Annotated in this window: 16 protein-coding genes; 2 read left to right on the plus strand and 14 right to left on the minus strand. The window is 55.7% G+C overall.

From position 1 onward, the window contains the following. Positions 1-64: 64 nt before the first annotated feature. The 11 genes from OSH04_RS07595 to kynU all read right to left on the minus strand — a co-directional run bounded on the left by OSH04_RS07595 (position 65) and on the right by kynU (position 11,349). The gene (locus tag OSH04_RS07595; RefSeq protein WP_266108198.1) at positions 65-874 is read right to left on the minus strand and encodes a phosphodiesterase; all 810 of its coding nucleotides are present in this window, start codon (positions 872-874) and stop codon (positions 65-67) included. Positions 875-883: 9 nt separating this feature from the next. After that, a complete protein-coding gene (locus OSH04_RS07600) occupies positions 884-1,726 on the minus strand; it encodes a carbohydrate ABC transporter permease (RefSeq protein WP_052159361.1) in 843 nt (280 codons plus the stop codon). Continuing rightward, positions 1,726-2,616, minus strand: a complete 891-nt coding sequence (locus tag OSH04_RS07605) for a carbohydrate ABC transporter permease (RefSeq protein ID WP_266108199.1) — start codon at positions 2,614-2,616, stop codon at positions 1,726-1,728. Before OSH04_RS07605 ends, OSH04_RS07600 begins: the two co-directional genes overlap by 1 nt. 12 nt (positions 2,617-2,628) lie before the next feature. Beyond that, positions 2,629-3,891 (minus strand): ABC transporter substrate-binding protein, encoded by a 1,263-nt coding sequence (locus OSH04_RS07610; protein WP_137430747.1) that lies wholly within the window; start codon positions 3,889-3,891, stop codon positions 2,629-2,631. 19 nt (positions 3,892-3,910) lie between these two features. Next, positions 3,911-5,011: an ABC transporter ATP-binding protein gene (locus OSH04_RS07615; protein ID WP_009463178.1), complete on the minus strand. Its 1,101-nt coding sequence runs from the start codon at positions 5,009-5,011 to the stop codon at positions 3,911-3,913. Next, on the minus strand, positions 5,008-5,778 hold the full coding sequence (locus tag OSH04_RS07620) for a DeoR/GlpR family DNA-binding transcription regulator (protein ID WP_009463176.1): 771 nt from the start codon (positions 5,776-5,778) through the stop codon (positions 5,008-5,010). Before OSH04_RS07620 ends, OSH04_RS07615 begins: the two co-directional genes overlap by 4 nt. Before the next feature lie 217 nt (positions 5,779-5,995). Further along, positions 5,996-6,547: a peroxiredoxin gene (locus tag OSH04_RS07625; RefSeq protein WP_239055080.1), complete on the minus strand. Its 552-nt coding sequence runs from the start codon at positions 6,545-6,547 to the stop codon at positions 5,996-5,998. An 88-nt stretch (positions 6,548-6,635) separates the two neighbouring features. After that, positions 6,636-7,184: a TetR/AcrR family transcriptional regulator gene (locus tag OSH04_RS07630; RefSeq protein WP_143241217.1), complete on the minus strand. Its 549-nt coding sequence runs from the start codon at positions 7,182-7,184 to the stop codon at positions 6,636-6,638. A gap of 199 nt (positions 7,185-7,383) precedes the next feature. Then, positions 7,384-8,328 carry a hypothetical protein gene (locus OSH04_RS07635; protein WP_035271363.1) on the minus strand — a complete coding sequence of 315 codons (945 nt, stop codon included), beginning with the start codon at positions 8,326-8,328 and terminating at the stop codon, positions 7,384-7,386. A gap of 359 nt (positions 8,329-8,687) precedes the next feature. After that, a complete protein-coding gene (locus tag OSH04_RS07640; protein WP_026484954.1) occupies positions 8,688-10,061 on the minus strand; it encodes an amino acid permease in 1,374 nt (457 codons plus the stop codon). Positions 10,062-10,098: 37 nt separating this feature from the next. Beyond that, the gene (kynU, locus tag OSH04_RS07645) at positions 10,099-11,349 is read right to left on the minus strand and encodes a kynureninase (RefSeq protein ID WP_266108281.1); all 1,251 of its coding nucleotides are present in this window, start codon (positions 11,347-11,349) and stop codon (positions 10,099-10,101) included. Between the two features lie 143 nt (positions 11,350-11,492). Here kynU and OSH04_RS07650 point away from each other — a divergent pair, with 143 nt between their 5' ends. Further along, positions 11,493-11,954, plus strand: a complete 462-nt coding sequence (locus OSH04_RS07650) for an Lrp/AsnC family transcriptional regulator (RefSeq protein ID WP_083054222.1) — start codon at positions 11,493-11,495, stop codon at positions 11,952-11,954. Between the two features lie 67 nt (positions 11,955-12,021). Here the strand turns inward: OSH04_RS07650 and OSH04_RS07655 are convergent, their stop codons facing one another. Then, a complete protein-coding gene (locus OSH04_RS07655; protein WP_179136450.1) occupies positions 12,022-12,255 on the minus strand; it encodes a hypothetical protein in 234 nt (77 codons plus the stop codon). Between OSH04_RS07655 and OSH04_RS19740 the strand changes: the two genes are divergently transcribed. Continuing rightward, positions 12,197-12,556 (plus strand): mannose-binding lectin, encoded by a 360-nt coding sequence (locus tag OSH04_RS19740; protein ID WP_367881693.1) that lies wholly within the window; start codon positions 12,197-12,199, stop codon positions 12,554-12,556. The genes OSH04_RS07655 and OSH04_RS19740 overlap by 59 nt on opposite strands. A gap of 146 nt (positions 12,557-12,702) precedes the next feature. Here OSH04_RS19740 and OSH04_RS07660 read toward each other — a convergent pair whose 3' ends face one another. Next, entirely contained in the window at positions 12,703-14,619 is a 1,917-nt protein-coding gene (locus OSH04_RS07660) for a sensor histidine kinase (RefSeq protein ID WP_266108200.1), read from the minus strand. Between the two features lie 94 nt (positions 14,620-14,713). Continuing rightward, positions 14,714-15,337, minus strand: coding sequence for a response regulator transcription factor (locus tag OSH04_RS07665; RefSeq protein ID WP_321216923.1), 624 nt, complete (start codon positions 15,335-15,337; stop codon positions 14,714-14,716). Positions 15,338-15,605: the final 268 nt, after the last annotated feature.

Consider the following 15,605-nt stretch of genomic DNA (forward strand, 5'->3'; position numbering starts at 1 on the left):
CGGGGGCCACTGCGGGTTTGCTGATCGCTACCGCCTTGTGCCAGCGTTGCTGAACCCGGAAGGCTTACACGCACTTCAGGGCACTCAAATCCCCCGTATACGGAAAGCGCAATTCCTCGTAGCCAAAGGGCTGAAAATGCACCGTCAAACCATCTGCGTTGGGCAAGATAAGCGCGTAACTGGCAGGCTCGAAAGTCGATGTTGCGGCCCCCTCGCGCTCCAGATCCAGTTCGTGCTGATGGTTGGTGCCATTGACCGTCACAAAATGCAGGCCGTTCCACACGCCGCTGGCGCAGCGATGCACGTGGCCGGAGAACAAATGCACGGGCGCGGGATGAGCCTTGAGCAAAGGCAATAAATCCGACGCATTACTCATACGCAGCCAATCCATGGACGGATACTGCAAGGCAGGTAAAGGATGGTGCGAAAACAGCATTACCGGCCCGCTATGCGCGGCCAGCTCCTGCTGCAACCATTGCAGACGCCGCGTACACAAAAAGCCGTTGGTATAGCCGTCCTCCAAGGTATCCAGGTAGATCAGGCGCCAGTCGCCCAGGGTCTCGGCATGCTGTACAAAGCCGGGTAAATCGGTCGTGGCCTGCGGAAATACACTGTGAAAAGCGCTGCGGCTGTCGTGGTTGCCCATCATCAAACGTACAGGCGGAATCAAATCCTGCAAGCCTTCACGCAGGCGCTCGTATGCGCGTGGATGACCGGCATGGGTCAGGTCGCCCGTCAGCACGCACAAGTCTGCATCGGCATGATGACGATTGACGTGCTGTACACAGCTACGCAAGCGATCCAGAGGGTCCGAGCCAAACAACAGGCCATCGGGCGGGGTAATGTGCAGGTCCGAAAACTGGATGATCTTCATCAGAATTCCTTAACGAATGCCGGCGCGTAAAAAGGCCTGCATGAACTGCTTTTGAAACAGCAAAAAGCCCAACAAAAGCGGCAAGATAGTCATTAATGTGGCGGCACTGATCAGGGAGATACTGACCCCGCTTTCCGGTGCGCCAAACAGGGATAAACCTACGGTCAAAGGACGGGTATGGTCAGAGCTGCTGATCACCAAGGGCCATAGAAAATTGTTCCAGTGCGTCGACACCGACACCAGGGCATAAGCCAGGTACACAGGCTTGACCAACGGCACGTACACTCGCCAGAGCACACCCAGGCGGCTGCATCCTTCCAGTCGCGCCGCATCCTCCAGTTCACGCGGCACTTGCTTGAAAGCCTGGCGCAACAAGAACACGCCAAAGGCACTGGCCATATAGGGCACACCCATGCCCCAGACCGTGTCCGTCCAGCCCAGCAAGGCCACCATGCGGTAGTTCTCCACAATCAGCACTTCGGGCAGGATGAACAACTGCAAAAGCAGCAGCATGAACAGAAACTGGCTGCCAAAGAAACGAAAGCGGGCAAAGGCATAAGCGGCCAGGGTGCACAGCACAAACTGTCCGAGCAGAATGGTCAGCACCAGCACGGTGGTGTTGAAGATGTAGCGCAACCAGGGCGCACGGTCCCAGGCGGCTGCAAAATTGCTAACGGTCCAGCCTGCGCTCCAGTCAAAACTCAAGGCGGCGGACGGGTCGCGAAATGCAGCCCAGCAGGCGTATAGCAAAGGGGCAATCCACAGCAGGGCCAGCGCATGTGCCCCCACCGTATCCAGGGATGGCAAACGCAAGCTGCGGCCCGGAGCAGTCAAAACAGTGTCCATGTTCATCACTGGTAGTGCACGCGTCGTTCAGCGTAGCGAAATTGAAAGATGGCGACAGCACCCAGCCCCAACAGGAGCACAACCGTCAGCACGGCGGCACTAGGCGTATCCATATAGGCAAAGGCGGTTTCCCAGATCCAGTACAGCATCAGCTTGGAGGCATTATTGGGGCCGCCCTTGGTCAAGATAAACAGGTGATCAACCAGCTTGACCGAGTTGATCAGCGCGTTGATCAAAATGAACAGGGTCGTGGGTGCCAGCAAGGGCAAGAGCACACGGCGGCCATACTGCCAGCGGGTCGCGCCTTCCAGACGAGCGGCATCGCGCAGCTCGGGCGGAATGGTTTGCAAGGCCGCCAGATAAAAGATCATGAAAAAACCGGCTTCTTTCCAGATCGTCACCACCATGACCGCGCCCAAGGCGGTTTGCGGCTGGCCCAGCCAGTTAGTGGCCCCGGCGCCAAACAGCTTGGCAATCTGATCCAGTAAACCCAGATCCGGTGTGTAGAAAAACAGCCATAGATTGGCGGCGGCAATCATGGGCAGCATGGTGGGCGTGAAGTAAGCACAACGCACCCAGGCCCGCATACTCATGGCCCGGTTGGCCCACAAGGCCATCAACAAAGCCAGGGCCATGGACACCGGAATCACAATGGCGGCATACCAAAGATTGTTCTTCAGAACCAGCCAGAACGTCGGGTCAGCCAGCATGGCATCGTAGTTTTCCATGCCCACAAACTGCGCCGGACGACGCGCCGTGCCTTTACTCAACAAGCTGGACCAGAACGTGTGCAGCGCCGGGATAAAGGCAAACACGCTTAGCAGCACAAACAGCGGCGTTAACAAGAGGTACGCAAATACCCACTCTTTACGCAGCACACGCAATGGTTCAGCCATTCCTGCACCTGCTTAGTTGAAAGGACGCAGCAGACGGTCTGCGGCAGCCTGGGCTTCGTCCAGAGCGGCCTTGGGCGTCTTGGCATTGGTCAGCACGGCTTGCACAGCGTTGGACAGCAGCTCACGTACACGTGCTGTCTCGTAAGTGGCAAATTCGGGCGAAGCCACGGCTAACTGATCACGGGCGACCACAGCCTGCGGGAACGTTTTGGCGTACTCGACCAGAGCAGGCGTTTCGTAGGCAGCAGGGCTGACACCGACATAGCCCGTAGCCATGGACCACTTGGCGGCACGTTCAGGGGCCGTCATCCAGCGCACGAAATCCAGGGCCGCTTTCTTCTGTTCCTCGTTCGCGCCCTTGAACAGGTAGAAGTTGCCACCGCCGGTAGGCGAAGCCGCTTTTTCCTTGGCGGGCAGCATGGCAACACCAAAGTCGAACTTGGCTTCATTCTTCACCGCAGTCAGGTTGCCCGTGGTGTGCCACATCATGGCGGTCTTGCCTTGGACAAAAGCCTGGCGCAGCGTGCCCCATTCAATGGTGCCAGTGGGGCTGACTTTGTGCTTGTAGGCCAGGTCGTGGAAGAACTGCAGCGCCTCCACCGACTTGGGGTCATTGAAGTAAACCTGCGTGCCTTCTTCATTCATCAGCTGACGGCCATTTTGCAAGGCCATGGCCTGGAACATCCAGTAGGGGTAGCCCGTCGACGGAATCATCAAGCCGTGATGCTGGTCATTAGTCAGTTTCTGGGCGGTTTGCACCAACTCGTCCCAGGTCTTGGGAGCTTGATCCGGATTCAGGCCTGCAGCGCGAAACATGTCCTTGTTGTAGAACATGACGATGGTGGAGCGCTGGAACGGAATGCCCCAGACCTTACCTTCCAAGGTGCCGTTAGCCATCAAGGCGGGATAAAAGCTTTTCAGCCAATCCTGGCTGGTGGCGTCCTGAGCCACATCGCTAAAGGCTTCAACCAGGCCTTGTTCCACCAGATCATGCGTATCCAGTGCGCCCAGCACAGAAAGCTGCACCGGCTCGCCCGCACGCAGGGCCGACAAGGCACGTACACGGGTTTCATCGTAGTTACCGGAGTAGACGGCTTTAACGGTGACTTCCGGGTTTTGGGCCTGATAGTCCTTGATCATTCCATCGACTACATCGGTCAGCGGGCCGCCTACGGCAATGGGGTAGTACATGGTCAATTCCACCGCGCTATGGGCATTGGCGCCCAGGCCCATCAACAGGGCGCTGGAGGTGGCAAGCAGACAATTCTTCAACATGGGTAGACTCGCAGTACGTTTAGGGAAGAACAGCAGGAGGAACAGCGAAAGGAGCAGCAGTCAGAGCATCCGCAGACGGCAGGCGAGCCCCGCTGTCCTGGTTAAAGTAAAAAGCGTGAACAGGGTCCCAGCTCAAGCCACAGCGAGCACCCGCCTCGACGCTGCGGCTGTGCGGCGCGCGCACGATCAGGGTGTGGCCATCATCAAGCTGCACATACACATAGGCATCGGCCCCCTGAAACTCCTGGTGCACCACGGTGGCAGCCACATACTGCTCGCCCGCTTCGTGCAAGTTCAGGTTCTCCGGGCGCACGCCCACCAGCACACGATGCGGCTGGTCGTACTGACGGCGCGAGGGCCACAACTCCAAGGGCACGTGGTCACTGTGAATCATCATCATGGGTGGGCTGCCGATAAAGCCGGCGGTAAAGACGCTATTGGGCTGCCCGTACAGGTCCTGGGCACTGCCCTGCTGCTCAATATGTCCGGCATTGAGCAGCACCACGTGATCGGCCATGCCCATGGCTTCGGTCTGGTCGTGCGTGACATATACAACAGTCAAGCCCAAACGCTGCTGCAAGGCACGGATTTCATGGCGCACGGTGTGGCGCAGCTTGGCATCCAGGTTCGAGAGCGGTTCGTCCATCAGGCAGATGCGATGACCCGACACAATGCTGCGCGCCAGGGCTACACGCTGCCGCTGCCCGCCCGACAACTGGCCGGGCTTGCGCTCTTCCAGACCTTCCAGATTGGTCAGCGCCAGGGCTTCACGCAAACGCTCTTTTTGCTGCTGACGATCGGCACGGCGTACTTGCAGGCCGAACAAGATGTTGTCGGCCACATTCAGATGCGGGAACAGGGCGTAGGATTGGAACACCATGCTCAAACCACGCTTGGCGGGCTCCAGATAGGTGGCGTCCTGCCCATTAATAAAAAGACGACCCTGATCGGGGGTTTCCAGCCCGGCAATAATGCGCAGCAAGGTGGACTTACCGCAGCCCGAAGGCCCCAGCAAGGCCGTAAATTTACCTTCCTGAATGGACAGGTCCATTTGCTTGAGCACGGCCTGTTCGCCCCAGGCTTTGCCTATGCCTTGCAACTCGATAGCGGCGCGATTCATGCCTGCACCTCGTCAGCAATCACGATCTGAACACGCGCAGGAATTTGCTCGCGGTAAGGTTCGGGAATAGGCTGGTCGCTGACCAGAATATCCACATCATCCAAAGAGCCACTGCGCACAGGAGCACGACGGCCAAACTTGGTGTGATCCAGCACCAGAATCCGCACACGACAATTGCCGCGCAGGGCTTTGTGGCAATCGGACTCGGCCATATCAAAATCCAGCAAAGCACCGTCCGAGTCAAAGCCCCCTACCCCGGACACGCCAAAGTCTGCCTTGAAGCTGTTGAACAGGCGTTCGGCGCCGGGGCCCAGAATTTCGGGGTTGGGTTGACGCAGTTCGCCACCCGTCAGTACCACGCGGTGGCTCATATTGTGGGACAGGGCCAGAGCCGCGCTGATGTTGTTGGTGACCACGGTCAGATCGCGATGGTCGGCCAGCGCCAGGGCCACTTGCTCGGGGGTGGTGCCAAAACCCAGCAGCAGGCTGGCACCGGGAGGAATCAATGTGGCAACGGCTCGCCCGATACGGGCCTTGGCTTGCAAATGGGTAATGCGGCGCGTTTGGAAAGGCACATTGCGCTCGACCACGTTCAGCTCGGCACCACCATGGCGGCGGCGCACCAGATCGGCTTCATACAAGTGGTTCAGGTCGCGCCGGATAGTCTGCGGCGTCACCCCGAAATGCGCGGCCAAGCCATCCACTGACACCGCCCCTTGGGCGGCCAGCAGATCCACAATAATGCTTTGCCTGACAGATAGGTTCATAACACGGCGTATGGGTTTCGTTTGAATACCCGGCAGTGTAGGAACGCGAAGTTACGAGTCGGTGACGCTCAGATGAAAGTTTTATGACGCATAAATGTTCATATGAACATTTCAGACTGGAAAAAGGCGTTCGTTTCGCGGCCAGAAGCGGTGTGGCCGGTCGCCACAGGGGAACGAAACGAAGCTCTGCGACGTAAAGCCAAATCAGGCTACAGCTTTACTTCGCCCCTTGTTGCGCCGCCAGATCGCGCACGGCCTGCAAGGTTTTGCTGACATGCTCATCGGGATCCATAGCCGTGTATTCGTACACAATCTTGCCTTCGGGCGAGATCACATAAGACATGCGGGCAGCCCGTTCGGTATGCGTTCCCAGTCCTGCGTCATAAGCCTTGATAACCTGGCCTGTGGTGTCCGCCCCCACCGCGAACTTGCTACCGCAAGGCCCCGTGGAGAAATCTTTCAGGGTATCGATATTGTCCGAGGACAGCCCGATAACCGTGGCGCCAAAATAAGCGTACTCATCAATCGCCTCGGCGAAAGTATGCGCTTCAATGGTGCAACCTTTGGTGAACGCAGCGGGATAAAAGTACAGCACCACCGGCCCATTTTTCAGGGCTTCTTTCAGGGAGAAATCAAAGGTTTTACCGGCCAGAGCGGCCTGCACGGTAAAGTCCGGCGCGGGGGTGCCCACGTCCAAAGCGGCCTGTGCGCCACCTGCCCCCGCCAGCAGGGACAAACCCAAAGAGAAAGCTGCTATTGCCTGTTTCATGCCATTGCCTCCGTATGTGTGCGCTGCACCAGCAAGCAGCGTAATCCGCACAGACATGAAAGCACAAGGCCTGGTTTTCCGGTCCCGATCAGGGATGAACGATGCCGCTCCACAGCAGGACAAACACATTATGGGGTGCATCATGGCGGGCCAGACGGCCAGCTCGAATCAGCCTGGCAGCCTTGCCCAGCAAGGCAAACAAGGACTCGCATAACCAACTGGCCGCCAGATCGCGCCGCAAGTCCCCGCTTTCCTGCCACTGTTGAAACTGCTCAATCAACGCCTCTCGTACCGCTTCACTGCGGGCCGTGGAATACTCCTCTACCTGCAACTGCAGCTCAACGTACATGTACAGATCCACAATAGGCAGCAGTTCCTGGATTAGTCGTTGAATGGCTTCTTGTGCCTTTCCCTCGCACAGACGGGCGCGTTCAATAGCCTGCTCCGCACTATTTACCCCTTCCTGGAAGATCTCCATCATCATGGCTTCGCGAGACGGGAAGTAGCGGCACAGGGTTGCGCGACTCAAGCCCACCAGACCGGCCAATTGCCCCATGGACGCCCGCGGCTGGTCAGCCAAAGCGCTTACAAGGCGCAATAGCAATTCCTCGCGAGGCCGAGGCTTTGCTGCAGTCATAATTCTTCCCCTAGGTAATACAGGACTGGATCGGGCACGGGCTATTGCCAGATCGCTGCGAATCGGTCTTCTTGTTTGGCACCACTGGAGATCAGGAAAACGAACAGGCACGCTACCTGGGTGGAGCGTGCGCTAGTGTAACGTCATTCATTGAGAAACCGTATTTCACCCATGGAATAATGACTATGCAGGTGATTTTTTAAACGCTCAGACCGGCACGCGGAGCCGGCCAGAAAGCATCTGTCAGCAAGGTATCCGGATCCAGATCCAAAGGGCCGGGCCGGGTTTCCGGCACGCAGCGGCGCAAGGCTTGCTGCATCCGGTGCAAGGCCAGCTCGCCCGTGGCCCCGGCAGTGACCCGATCCCACCAGAAGCGATGCACATGGCGTACCTGCACGGGTACGCTAGGCAGGCCCAGCCTCTGGGCCATGGCCAATCGGTGCAGACCACGATTAATTTTCAGAATACGGCCATCACGGGAGATAACCACACCCAAGGCATCTTTGCCGCGCCTGGGATCAAAGCCATCACGAGCCATATCGTCCAGAAAACCCAGGTAAATGCGCAGGTACTCAATAATCTTTTCCGGCGTATCCAGAAATACACCTTGCTGATACGACTCCCAAGGATTGCCCTGTTCAATACGCTTCATCAGCTTTTTGAAACGCGCCGTTTGTTCCAGCTGATGCCGGTTTTCATCCAGATCGCTGATCAGGGAGTAACGCGTTCCGACGCGCAAATCCTCACGCCGCTGGTCCCAGCTTCCCTCCCAGATAAAGGCCAGGGAGGACGGCCGTTTTTCCTCTTTGCGAGGCGCCTGAATGGCCATGCGGATCAGCTCACGCGGGTTCACATGCAGGGTTAAGGCCTGCTCCCCCAAGGTTTCATGGACGATGTGACGCGGCAGGCCAAACGCCTCGATCCGACGGCTGCCGGCTTTGCTGTGCATCCAGCGCTGCAGCATGATGCGGCCCAAGGGGAAACCCAAGTACTGCTGGGTCTTGTCCCGGCTATGGGCCACCCAATGGGCCAGCAGCACGCGCTGCCGAATCTCGGGCGCCGCCAAGCTGCTAAAAGCAGCATCCGCGCCAGGGCCCAGCAAGGCTTTGCGATTCGATTGACGCAACTCACGTGGATGAGTCATGCGCTTTCCATGACGGTTCACAGTTTTCCTCCCAAGCACTCGCAGCCCTGGCCGCCCCCAACAAAGAACAGCGGCCCAGAACGACTGACAGTGGCCTTCTTGAGCAATCACAATACCAAATGATACATAATAGTCTCAAATAATACACATTTTTATTGAATCGATTCTCCACAAACCGCAAGGCTGACAAGGATCAAATCGACCCCACACCACATCCTTACCTGTTCAGACACACACGCCTCAACATCAGTACGCTCCCGCTGTTATCCGACGGGACGAGCTTCTTGAAACGCACGCTGCAAAAAAAAGCCCCTGCCAAGGCAGGGGCTTGTTCAAACAGAGCCAGAAAGTCAGATCGCTCAGGCAGCCTTACGAGCGCCTCGTACAAAGTAAATCACGACCAAGGCAAGCAGGAACGGCACACCAAACAGCAAGGTGTAGTGAAAGATATTGATGAACCAGGTAGTCACCAAAATCGCCACAATGCCAATCAAGCCCAGCAAGGTGCCGATGGGATAGGCCGGCATACGGAAACGTAGCTGCACACCGTCCTGTGCCACGCGGCGGCGGAAGAACAAATGAGTCAGGAAGATCATGCCCCATGTGAACAAAGCGCCAAACATGGACAAGGCAATCATCACCGGAAAGGCGGTTTCCGGATTGTTGGCATACACCACTGCGGCCACGGCCACACCGCTGGCCGATAAAGCCAGGGCATTCAAGGGCACACCATTGCGCGCCACCTTGCCCAGCGCAGCGGGCGCATCACCGGCACGCGACAGGCTGAACATCATGCGGGTCGAGATATAGAGCATGCTGTTCATGGCCGACAAGGCCGCAATAATCACAATGAAGTTCAGGATGCTGTCTGCATAGGGAATGCCGACGGACTGCATCACCGTAATGAAAGGACTGGTTGTGCCTTCCGCTACCAGCACCTGCCAAGGCACCAGCATCACGATAAGCGACAAGGACAGCAGGTAGAAAATGATCAAGCGCCAGATGGTGGCCTTGAAGGCCTGGCGCACGGCTTGCTCGGGGTTTTCTGCCTCGCCCGCCGCCACGGCAATCATCTCGATACTCAGATAGCTGAAGATGGAAATGATCACCCCTACCCACACCCCATACCAGCCATTGGGCATGAAGCCACCCTGGCCAAACAGGTTTTCCTGCACCTGTGCGGGCTTGTAATAGCCCGTCAACATGCCAATGGCCAGCACGATGAACGCAATAATGGCAAACACCTTGATCAGGGCAAACCAATACTCCACCGAGCCAAAAGCCTTGACGCTGTAGGCATTGACGGCAATCAGCACGGCCGAGAAAAAGGCGATCCAGATCCAGGGTGAGACGTCCGGGAACCAGAACTTCATATAGTCCGCCACCGCCGTCACCTCGGTGCCCACGGCCAGAACAATGCAGGCCCAATAGCTGTAGCGCACCAGGAACCCGGCCAGCGGATGAATATAGAACTCCGCATAGGCTCCAAAAGAGCCCGATGTGGGGTGTTCCACCGTCATCTCGGCCAGGCAGCCCATCAGGACCAGAGCAATGAAGCCGCCAATCACATAACTCAGTACAACGCCGGGACCAGCAAAGCCAATGGCAAATTTGCTGCCCAGGAACAAGCCGGTACCGATGGCGCCCCCGATCGCAATCATGCTCATTTGGCGGGCGCTCAGTTTTTTATGCAGCCCGGCTTCGCGCGATTGAATTTGCTCAAATCGGCTCATGTCTCCTCCTTTATGCTTATTTTTTATATCAGCCTGATCAGGTCACCTTGGAGCGTGTTTTATAGGCGGGCTTGTCCCATTCCTTATTGGTCAGTACCGCCTTGATATGCTGCACAGCCTGCCAAATATCCACAAAAGACAGATACAAGGGCGTAACACCAAAGCGCATCACTTCAGGCTCGCGGTAGTCCCCAATCACACCACGGGCGATCAGGGCCTGCACCACGGCATAGCCTTGCTCATGGGCAAAACTGACATGGCTGCCACGGTAGTGGTGATCGCGTGGAGTCACCAGACGCAGGCCAAATTCCGCACATTCCTGTTCCACCAAAGCGATGAACAAGTCCGTCAGCGCCAGGGATTTACGGCGCACCGCCTGCAGGTCGGTTTGCAGGAACACGTCCACACCGCAAGCCACCAGGCTCAAGGAAACAATGGGCTGAGTACCGCACAAGAAACGCTCGATACCGTTGGCGGCTTCATATGACGGGCTCATGGCAAAAGGGTGCTTGTGGCCCCACCAGCCGGACAAAGGCTGACTGATCTGGCCCATCAGCTTGGGGTTCACCCACAGCAGGGCCGGAGCACCCGGACCGGCGTTCAGGTACTTGTAGGTGCAGCCAATGGCAAAGTCGGACTCGCTGTCTTTCAGCTCGATGGGCAAGGCACCCACGGAGTGGCACAAATCCCAGATCAACAGGCCATTGTGTTCATGCACCAGGCGGTTGGTCGCCTGCATATCGTGCAAGTAACCCGTGCGGTAATTCACATGGGACAGCACCACCACAGCGGTTTCATCATTGACGGCTGTTTGCAGGTCTGCCGGGTCATCAATCAATTCAAGCCTATAGTCTTTGCCAAAGAAGGCGTTAAACCCTTCAATGATGTAAAGATCCGTAGGGAAGGAATCACGCTCGGCCAGGATGACTTTCTTTTCCGGATGGCGCTCTTTTTGCAAATTGACGGCGGCAGCCAGCACCTTGAACAGATTGACCGAGGTGCTGTCGCTGACGATGGTTTCACCTTGACCGGCACCGATCAGGGGCGACATCTGGTCGCCCAGACGCACGGGCAAGGTCCACCAGCCTGCCTTGTTCCAGCTATTGATCAGGTCGGTACGCCATTCCTGAGCAATAACTTCCTGGGCGCGCTCCATGGCGTGTCGGGGCATGGCGCCCAGCGAATTCCCGTCCAGATAAATCGTGTTGGGTGGCAGGTCGAACTTGGCTTTGAAGGCAGCCAGTTCATCGGCCTGATCCCACTGCTCGCATTGCTGCAAGGTAATCATATTCATGCTCCTCGATTCTGCTTTTTAAGCTATTTAGTCTAGCACCGAGCCTCTGGTAAATTATTCCAAAGCGATGAAGATTATGATTAATACTGGAAGAAAATTCGGTTTTTAAAAACCTTTTTCATAGAAAATTCTAAAATATGAGACTAGATGAGACAGACCTGAAAATCCTGCGCCTTTTGCAGGACAACGGCAGGCTCAGCAACCAGGAACTAGCTGACCTGGTAGCCCTTTCGCCCTCCTCCTGCCACCGGCGCGTAAAGATTCTGGAGCAGGAAGGCTTCATCGAAAACTACAGCGCCAACTTGAGCGCAGGCAAACTGGGCTTTGCCATTGAAGCCTTTGTGGAAGTGAATATCGGGCAGCTCAACGAGAGCGAGCATCAGTACCTGAGCAAGGCACTGGCTACCATGGATGAAGTGCTCCATGCCTACATCGTGACCGGGCAGGCGAACTACATGCTGCACATACGCACGCGCAACTTCGAGACTTTTTCCAATTTTGTCATTCACAAGCTCAACACGCTGCGCGGCGTCACCAAGATCCATTCGCAGATCGTGCTGTCTTGCATCAAGGCCAAGGGGCAAAGTTTGCCCGTATAACTACGATTCGCCCAAGGTAAGAGGCCGCAGCTCCCAATCAAGAAAGCCCTTGTAGCAGCAAGGGCGACTACAAATACCAGTTATCAGTGATTCCCGCTGCCTGATCCATCCCCGAAAATTGATCCCGTATGACCTGGTCCACCATGACGCACTGGTCATCATCATCAACTTTATAGGGGAAGCTTGTGAAAAAACTCACGAAAACTGTGGCGGCACCATTGGCAACGATATTGTTGACTGCGATGTCAGTGTCAGCCTCGGCAGCCAGTTCATCATTCCAGAACTCATGTCGCAATATCAAGCTGCACTCCAATAACAGCGAGGCCTGGATCTCGGCTGAATGCCAGCGGCACAATGGTCAGTACAACCCTACAACGCTCCCCTTGCGAGGCCTGGTCAATAATGATGGGCGGATACAAAGCCAGTCAGGCGCACAAACCTCTTACCAAAACAGCTGCAGCAATCGAAGGATTTCGTGGAATTCGGAGTCTGTCCGAATCCGGGCAGTATGTTTGACTCGCACCGGCTCAGAGCGGGAAGCCTCAATCGAATTGACCAACATCGAGAATCGTGACGGGGTCCTGATTCGCGTGAACAGATAATTAATTTGCATAGTGGCCTTCCCCTGACTCACTTCCCGCCCGGCCACGTCAGGTCATTTCTGCATGGTACGCATCGCTTGTCTGACCTTTTAGACAAACGGTGCCCGAGTCAGGGTGGTCAGGCCAGATACTCCTGACCCGATCCTTTAGGCCACGATTGATCCGCTTGCCTGCCCTCGCAGCTCTGTGTATACAGGTAGGGTTCCCCTAACGAGGGTGCAGCCACAGCAAGAGTGAATCTCAACGCTCCCGCCCAACTTCTCAATTCGGGCGTGCATGGATTCCATGCCTACTCCAATTGCGGCATGGCGCACGGCAGCCACATCAAACCCTATCCCGTTATCACACACTTCCAAAACGATGCGGTCTGGGACGGGATACGCCATGCTGACGCTCACTTCGCTAGCCTGACTATGCTTGAGTACATTTGACAGGGCCTCCTCCAAAAAGCGCGTCATAGTCAAACACGTCATGGCGCAAGGCGGACTGGGCCACTCCGGGGGCAGTTGCCACTGGCTTTTCATGCCGATATTGTCGAACAATGATGAAAATTGATAGCGCGTCGGTGCCATCCAGCCCTGTGGAGACTGGGGCGGGCTCTGGACAAAACTACGACCACTATCAATGACTAGGCGCAAATCATCACGCAGCGACTTTAACGTAGAGATATGTCGGTTTTTCTGATGGTGGCTTTCTGTTGTTGATTCAGCCTGTGCAATCGCCCGGACCAAGGCACTGCCAAACCCATCATGAATGTCCTGGATCAGCTCAACACGTTCTTGCAGCTTAATCGTAGTCAGGGCCAGCTCATGCTTTTTGTGCAGCGATTGCTCTAGCTGTTCGCAAGCCGTCTGTACGCTTATCCTCAGCTCCTCATTGAATTGCTCGATCCGCCGCATGGAATGCGCGATACGCAAGCCCATGATGATCGCAATACCCGTCATCGTGAGCAGATTGGCGTAAGGTGTTAAGGGAGCCGTCTCTAGCTGGAAGTAAAAAATCCTCCAGTCATGGAAAGCGATCCCGACATAGACAATACCGATGCTGCCGTACAAGCAGTCTTCCGCTTTTTTACTGCGCCAGGCGATAAAGGCCAATGTCACGCACGTCATGGCAAATATCAGCAGATGACCGCGAATACCAATTTTCAAGGCCAGGCCCAAATTCTGCTCCGAACACAGGGCAATCACCACAGACACAATGACTGTGAATGCGGTCAGTACGGTTGCCATCTTGCTTGACAGTGGCCGACGTGCCAACTGAAAGATGAAGTTCGTAAAGCAAAGGCAGAAAGACATGAAAGCAATGGCATTGGCCCGCTGAACGGCCACCGTTGAGGGAAATGGCCAAGCCTCCATTGCTATGACGTTATACAAAAACGCTACCCAACACAGATTCAGCAGCACAAACCAGAGATACAGGGTAGTCTTGCGATAGAAAAGCCACATCCCCAGAAATAAAATGGCAATCGACAGCGCGCCCATGATGTTCACCGTGAACATCCCTCGATAATCCCAATTCAGTCGGCGCTGATGTTCGAGCAATATCTGGGGGTTACCCACATGTACCTTTCCCAAGCCGGGCATCGTCATGGCGACCCCGCGCACCTCGACCAAAATAACATTGACCCCCTGTTTAACCGCGGCTCCCGGTAAGGTCCACAAGCGCGGCCTATTCCAACTGCGAGATAGGGGCTCAACCAAATTCGTGTCTTGCCACAGCAAATCACCATTTACAAAGACGCGCCCTGCCATATTGATCGAGTCAATCGCCAATGCCAAAGGGGCACGCGCCCAATACTCCGGCGGGCAGTCACTATGCCACTGGATTCGATACCAGACACTGCCGCTATAGCCGGGCCAGCGAGTGGTCCAATGATCAGGGAGTTGTACTTCCATCCAAGCCAGGTCTGGATCTTGCACCTCTATCAAGCTTGAACCTGCGCGCAAGGCTTGCACTGAAATATCCGGATCGCCGCAGTCCGCCTGTTCAAATGCCATTGCCTGCCGTGCAAACAGCGACAGGATCAACAGCACCACACATGACACGATTTTCCAACGCATACTTTATCGTTTTTATTAATTTCGGCTTGGCTAGACAAGATAAAAAGAGAAGTAGCTTAACCCCAAAAACACTAATGCTAGGGGTACGCCCTCCTCAAATCAATCCGTGCTTACGTGCCTTATTTATCGCGTTGGTACGAGACGGAACCTCCAGCTTGCGATAGATGCTTTTTATATGGCACTCGACGGTATTGCGCGATATATACAACTGATCGGCAATAGCCTGATTAGACAGGCCGTTAGCAATCAGGCCCAGTACCTCGGTCTCCCGCGGACTGAGCATCATCGAATTTGATTGTGTCGGGCGCGGAAGACGTCCAGCTAACTCTTCCATGATGTACTGGGCGACAAATGGATCTATCGGCGAGCCTCCACGAAACACAATTCCGATCGATAAAGATAGCTCTATATCCTCACGCTCTTTGAGCAAGTATCCCGTTGCACCCGCGCGGACGGCCTCAACAATCAGATCGGGCTTGCTCCAGGCGGACAGGATAACAAGCGGCACATCAATCCCCTTGGCACGTAATTCGGCAATCAGCTCAATCCCGCTGCCATCAGGTAAGCCAATATCCACCATGACCAACGAGAACGATCCGGTCTTGATGAATTCACGGGCTGCCCCTAAAGAGCCGGCAATGCATACCGCCTGCGTAGGCAAGTCCATTCCCTTCAGAATACGTACTAACCGAGCTTGCATTAGTTCGTCGTCTTCCACGATCAAAATGGCCTCAGGTTCGAGGCCCGTACCCCTTGCACAGAAGTCCTTAAGCATCGCTTTTAGCCCCGTAAATTGATCATTCTATGGGTAGAGCATCCCACCGACAATCACCAGAAACGGGGATTGTCTGGCCTTATATCCAAAAACTTCTCGACACAAGCCATATCCCCCGCCCAGCCCCCAGAAATCATTTAGGCGATTAAAAGCCGGATTGGACTGCCGGCTATCCATCCAAAAACGCACTCGTATGAAAAATCACGGTTTT

It is taken from the genome of Alcaligenes nematophilus, from assembly GCF_026344155.1.
GTDB classification, from domain to species: domain Bacteria; phylum Pseudomonadota; class Gammaproteobacteria; order Burkholderiales; family Burkholderiaceae_B; genus Alcaligenes; species Alcaligenes phenolicus.

Excerpts from the sequence above, each read along its gene's own strand:
- OSH04_RS07595 (WP_266108198.1), bottom strand. The coding sequence starts at position 874 with ATGAAGATCATCCAGTTTTCGGACCTGCACATTACCCCGCCCGATGGC.
- OSH04_RS07600 (WP_052159361.1), bottom strand. The coding sequence starts at position 1,726 with ATGAACATGGACACTGTTTTGACTGCTCCGGGCCGCAGCTTGCGTTTG.
- OSH04_RS07605 (WP_266108199.1), bottom strand. The coding sequence starts at position 2,616 with ATGGCTGAACCATTGCGTGTGCTGCGTAAAGAGTGGGTATTTGCGTAC.
- OSH04_RS07610 (WP_137430747.1), bottom strand. The coding sequence starts at position 3,891 with ATGTTGAAGAATTGTCTGCTTGCCACCTCCAGCGCCCTGTTGATGGGC.
- OSH04_RS07615 (WP_009463178.1), bottom strand. The coding sequence starts at position 5,011 with ATGAATCGCGCCGCTATCGAGTTGCAAGGCATAGGCAAAGCCTGGGGC.
- OSH04_RS07620 (WP_009463176.1), bottom strand. The coding sequence starts at position 5,778 with ATGAACCTATCTGTCAGGCAAAGCATTATTGTGGATCTGCTGGCCGCC.
- OSH04_RS07625 (WP_239055080.1), bottom strand. The coding sequence starts at position 6,547 with ATGAAACAGGCAATAGCAGCTTTCTCTTTGGGTTTGTCCCTGCTGGCG.
- OSH04_RS07630 (WP_143241217.1), bottom strand. The coding sequence starts at position 7,184 with ATGACTGCAGCAAAGCCTCGGCCTCGCGAGGAATTGCTATTGCGCCTT.
- OSH04_RS07635 (WP_035271363.1), bottom strand. The coding sequence starts at position 8,328 with ATGACTCATCCACGTGAGTTGCGTCAATCGAATCGCAAAGCCTTGCTG.
- OSH04_RS07640 (WP_026484954.1), bottom strand. The coding sequence starts at position 10,061 with ATGAGCCGATTTGAGCAAATTCAATCGCGCGAAGCCGGGCTGCATAAA.
- kynU (WP_266108281.1), bottom strand. The coding sequence starts at position 11,349 with ATGATTACCTTGCAGCAATGCGAGCAGTGGGATCAGGCCGATGAACTG.
- OSH04_RS07650 (WP_083054222.1), top strand. The coding sequence starts at position 11,493 with ATGAGACTAGATGAGACAGACCTGAAAATCCTGCGCCTTTTGCAGGAC.
- OSH04_RS19740 (WP_367881693.1), top strand. The coding sequence starts at position 12,197 with ATGTCAGTGTCAGCCTCGGCAGCCAGTTCATCATTCCAGAACTCATGT.
- OSH04_RS07660 (WP_266108200.1), bottom strand. The coding sequence starts at position 14,619 with ATGCGTTGGAAAATCGTGTCATGTGTGGTGCTGTTGATCCTGTCGCTG.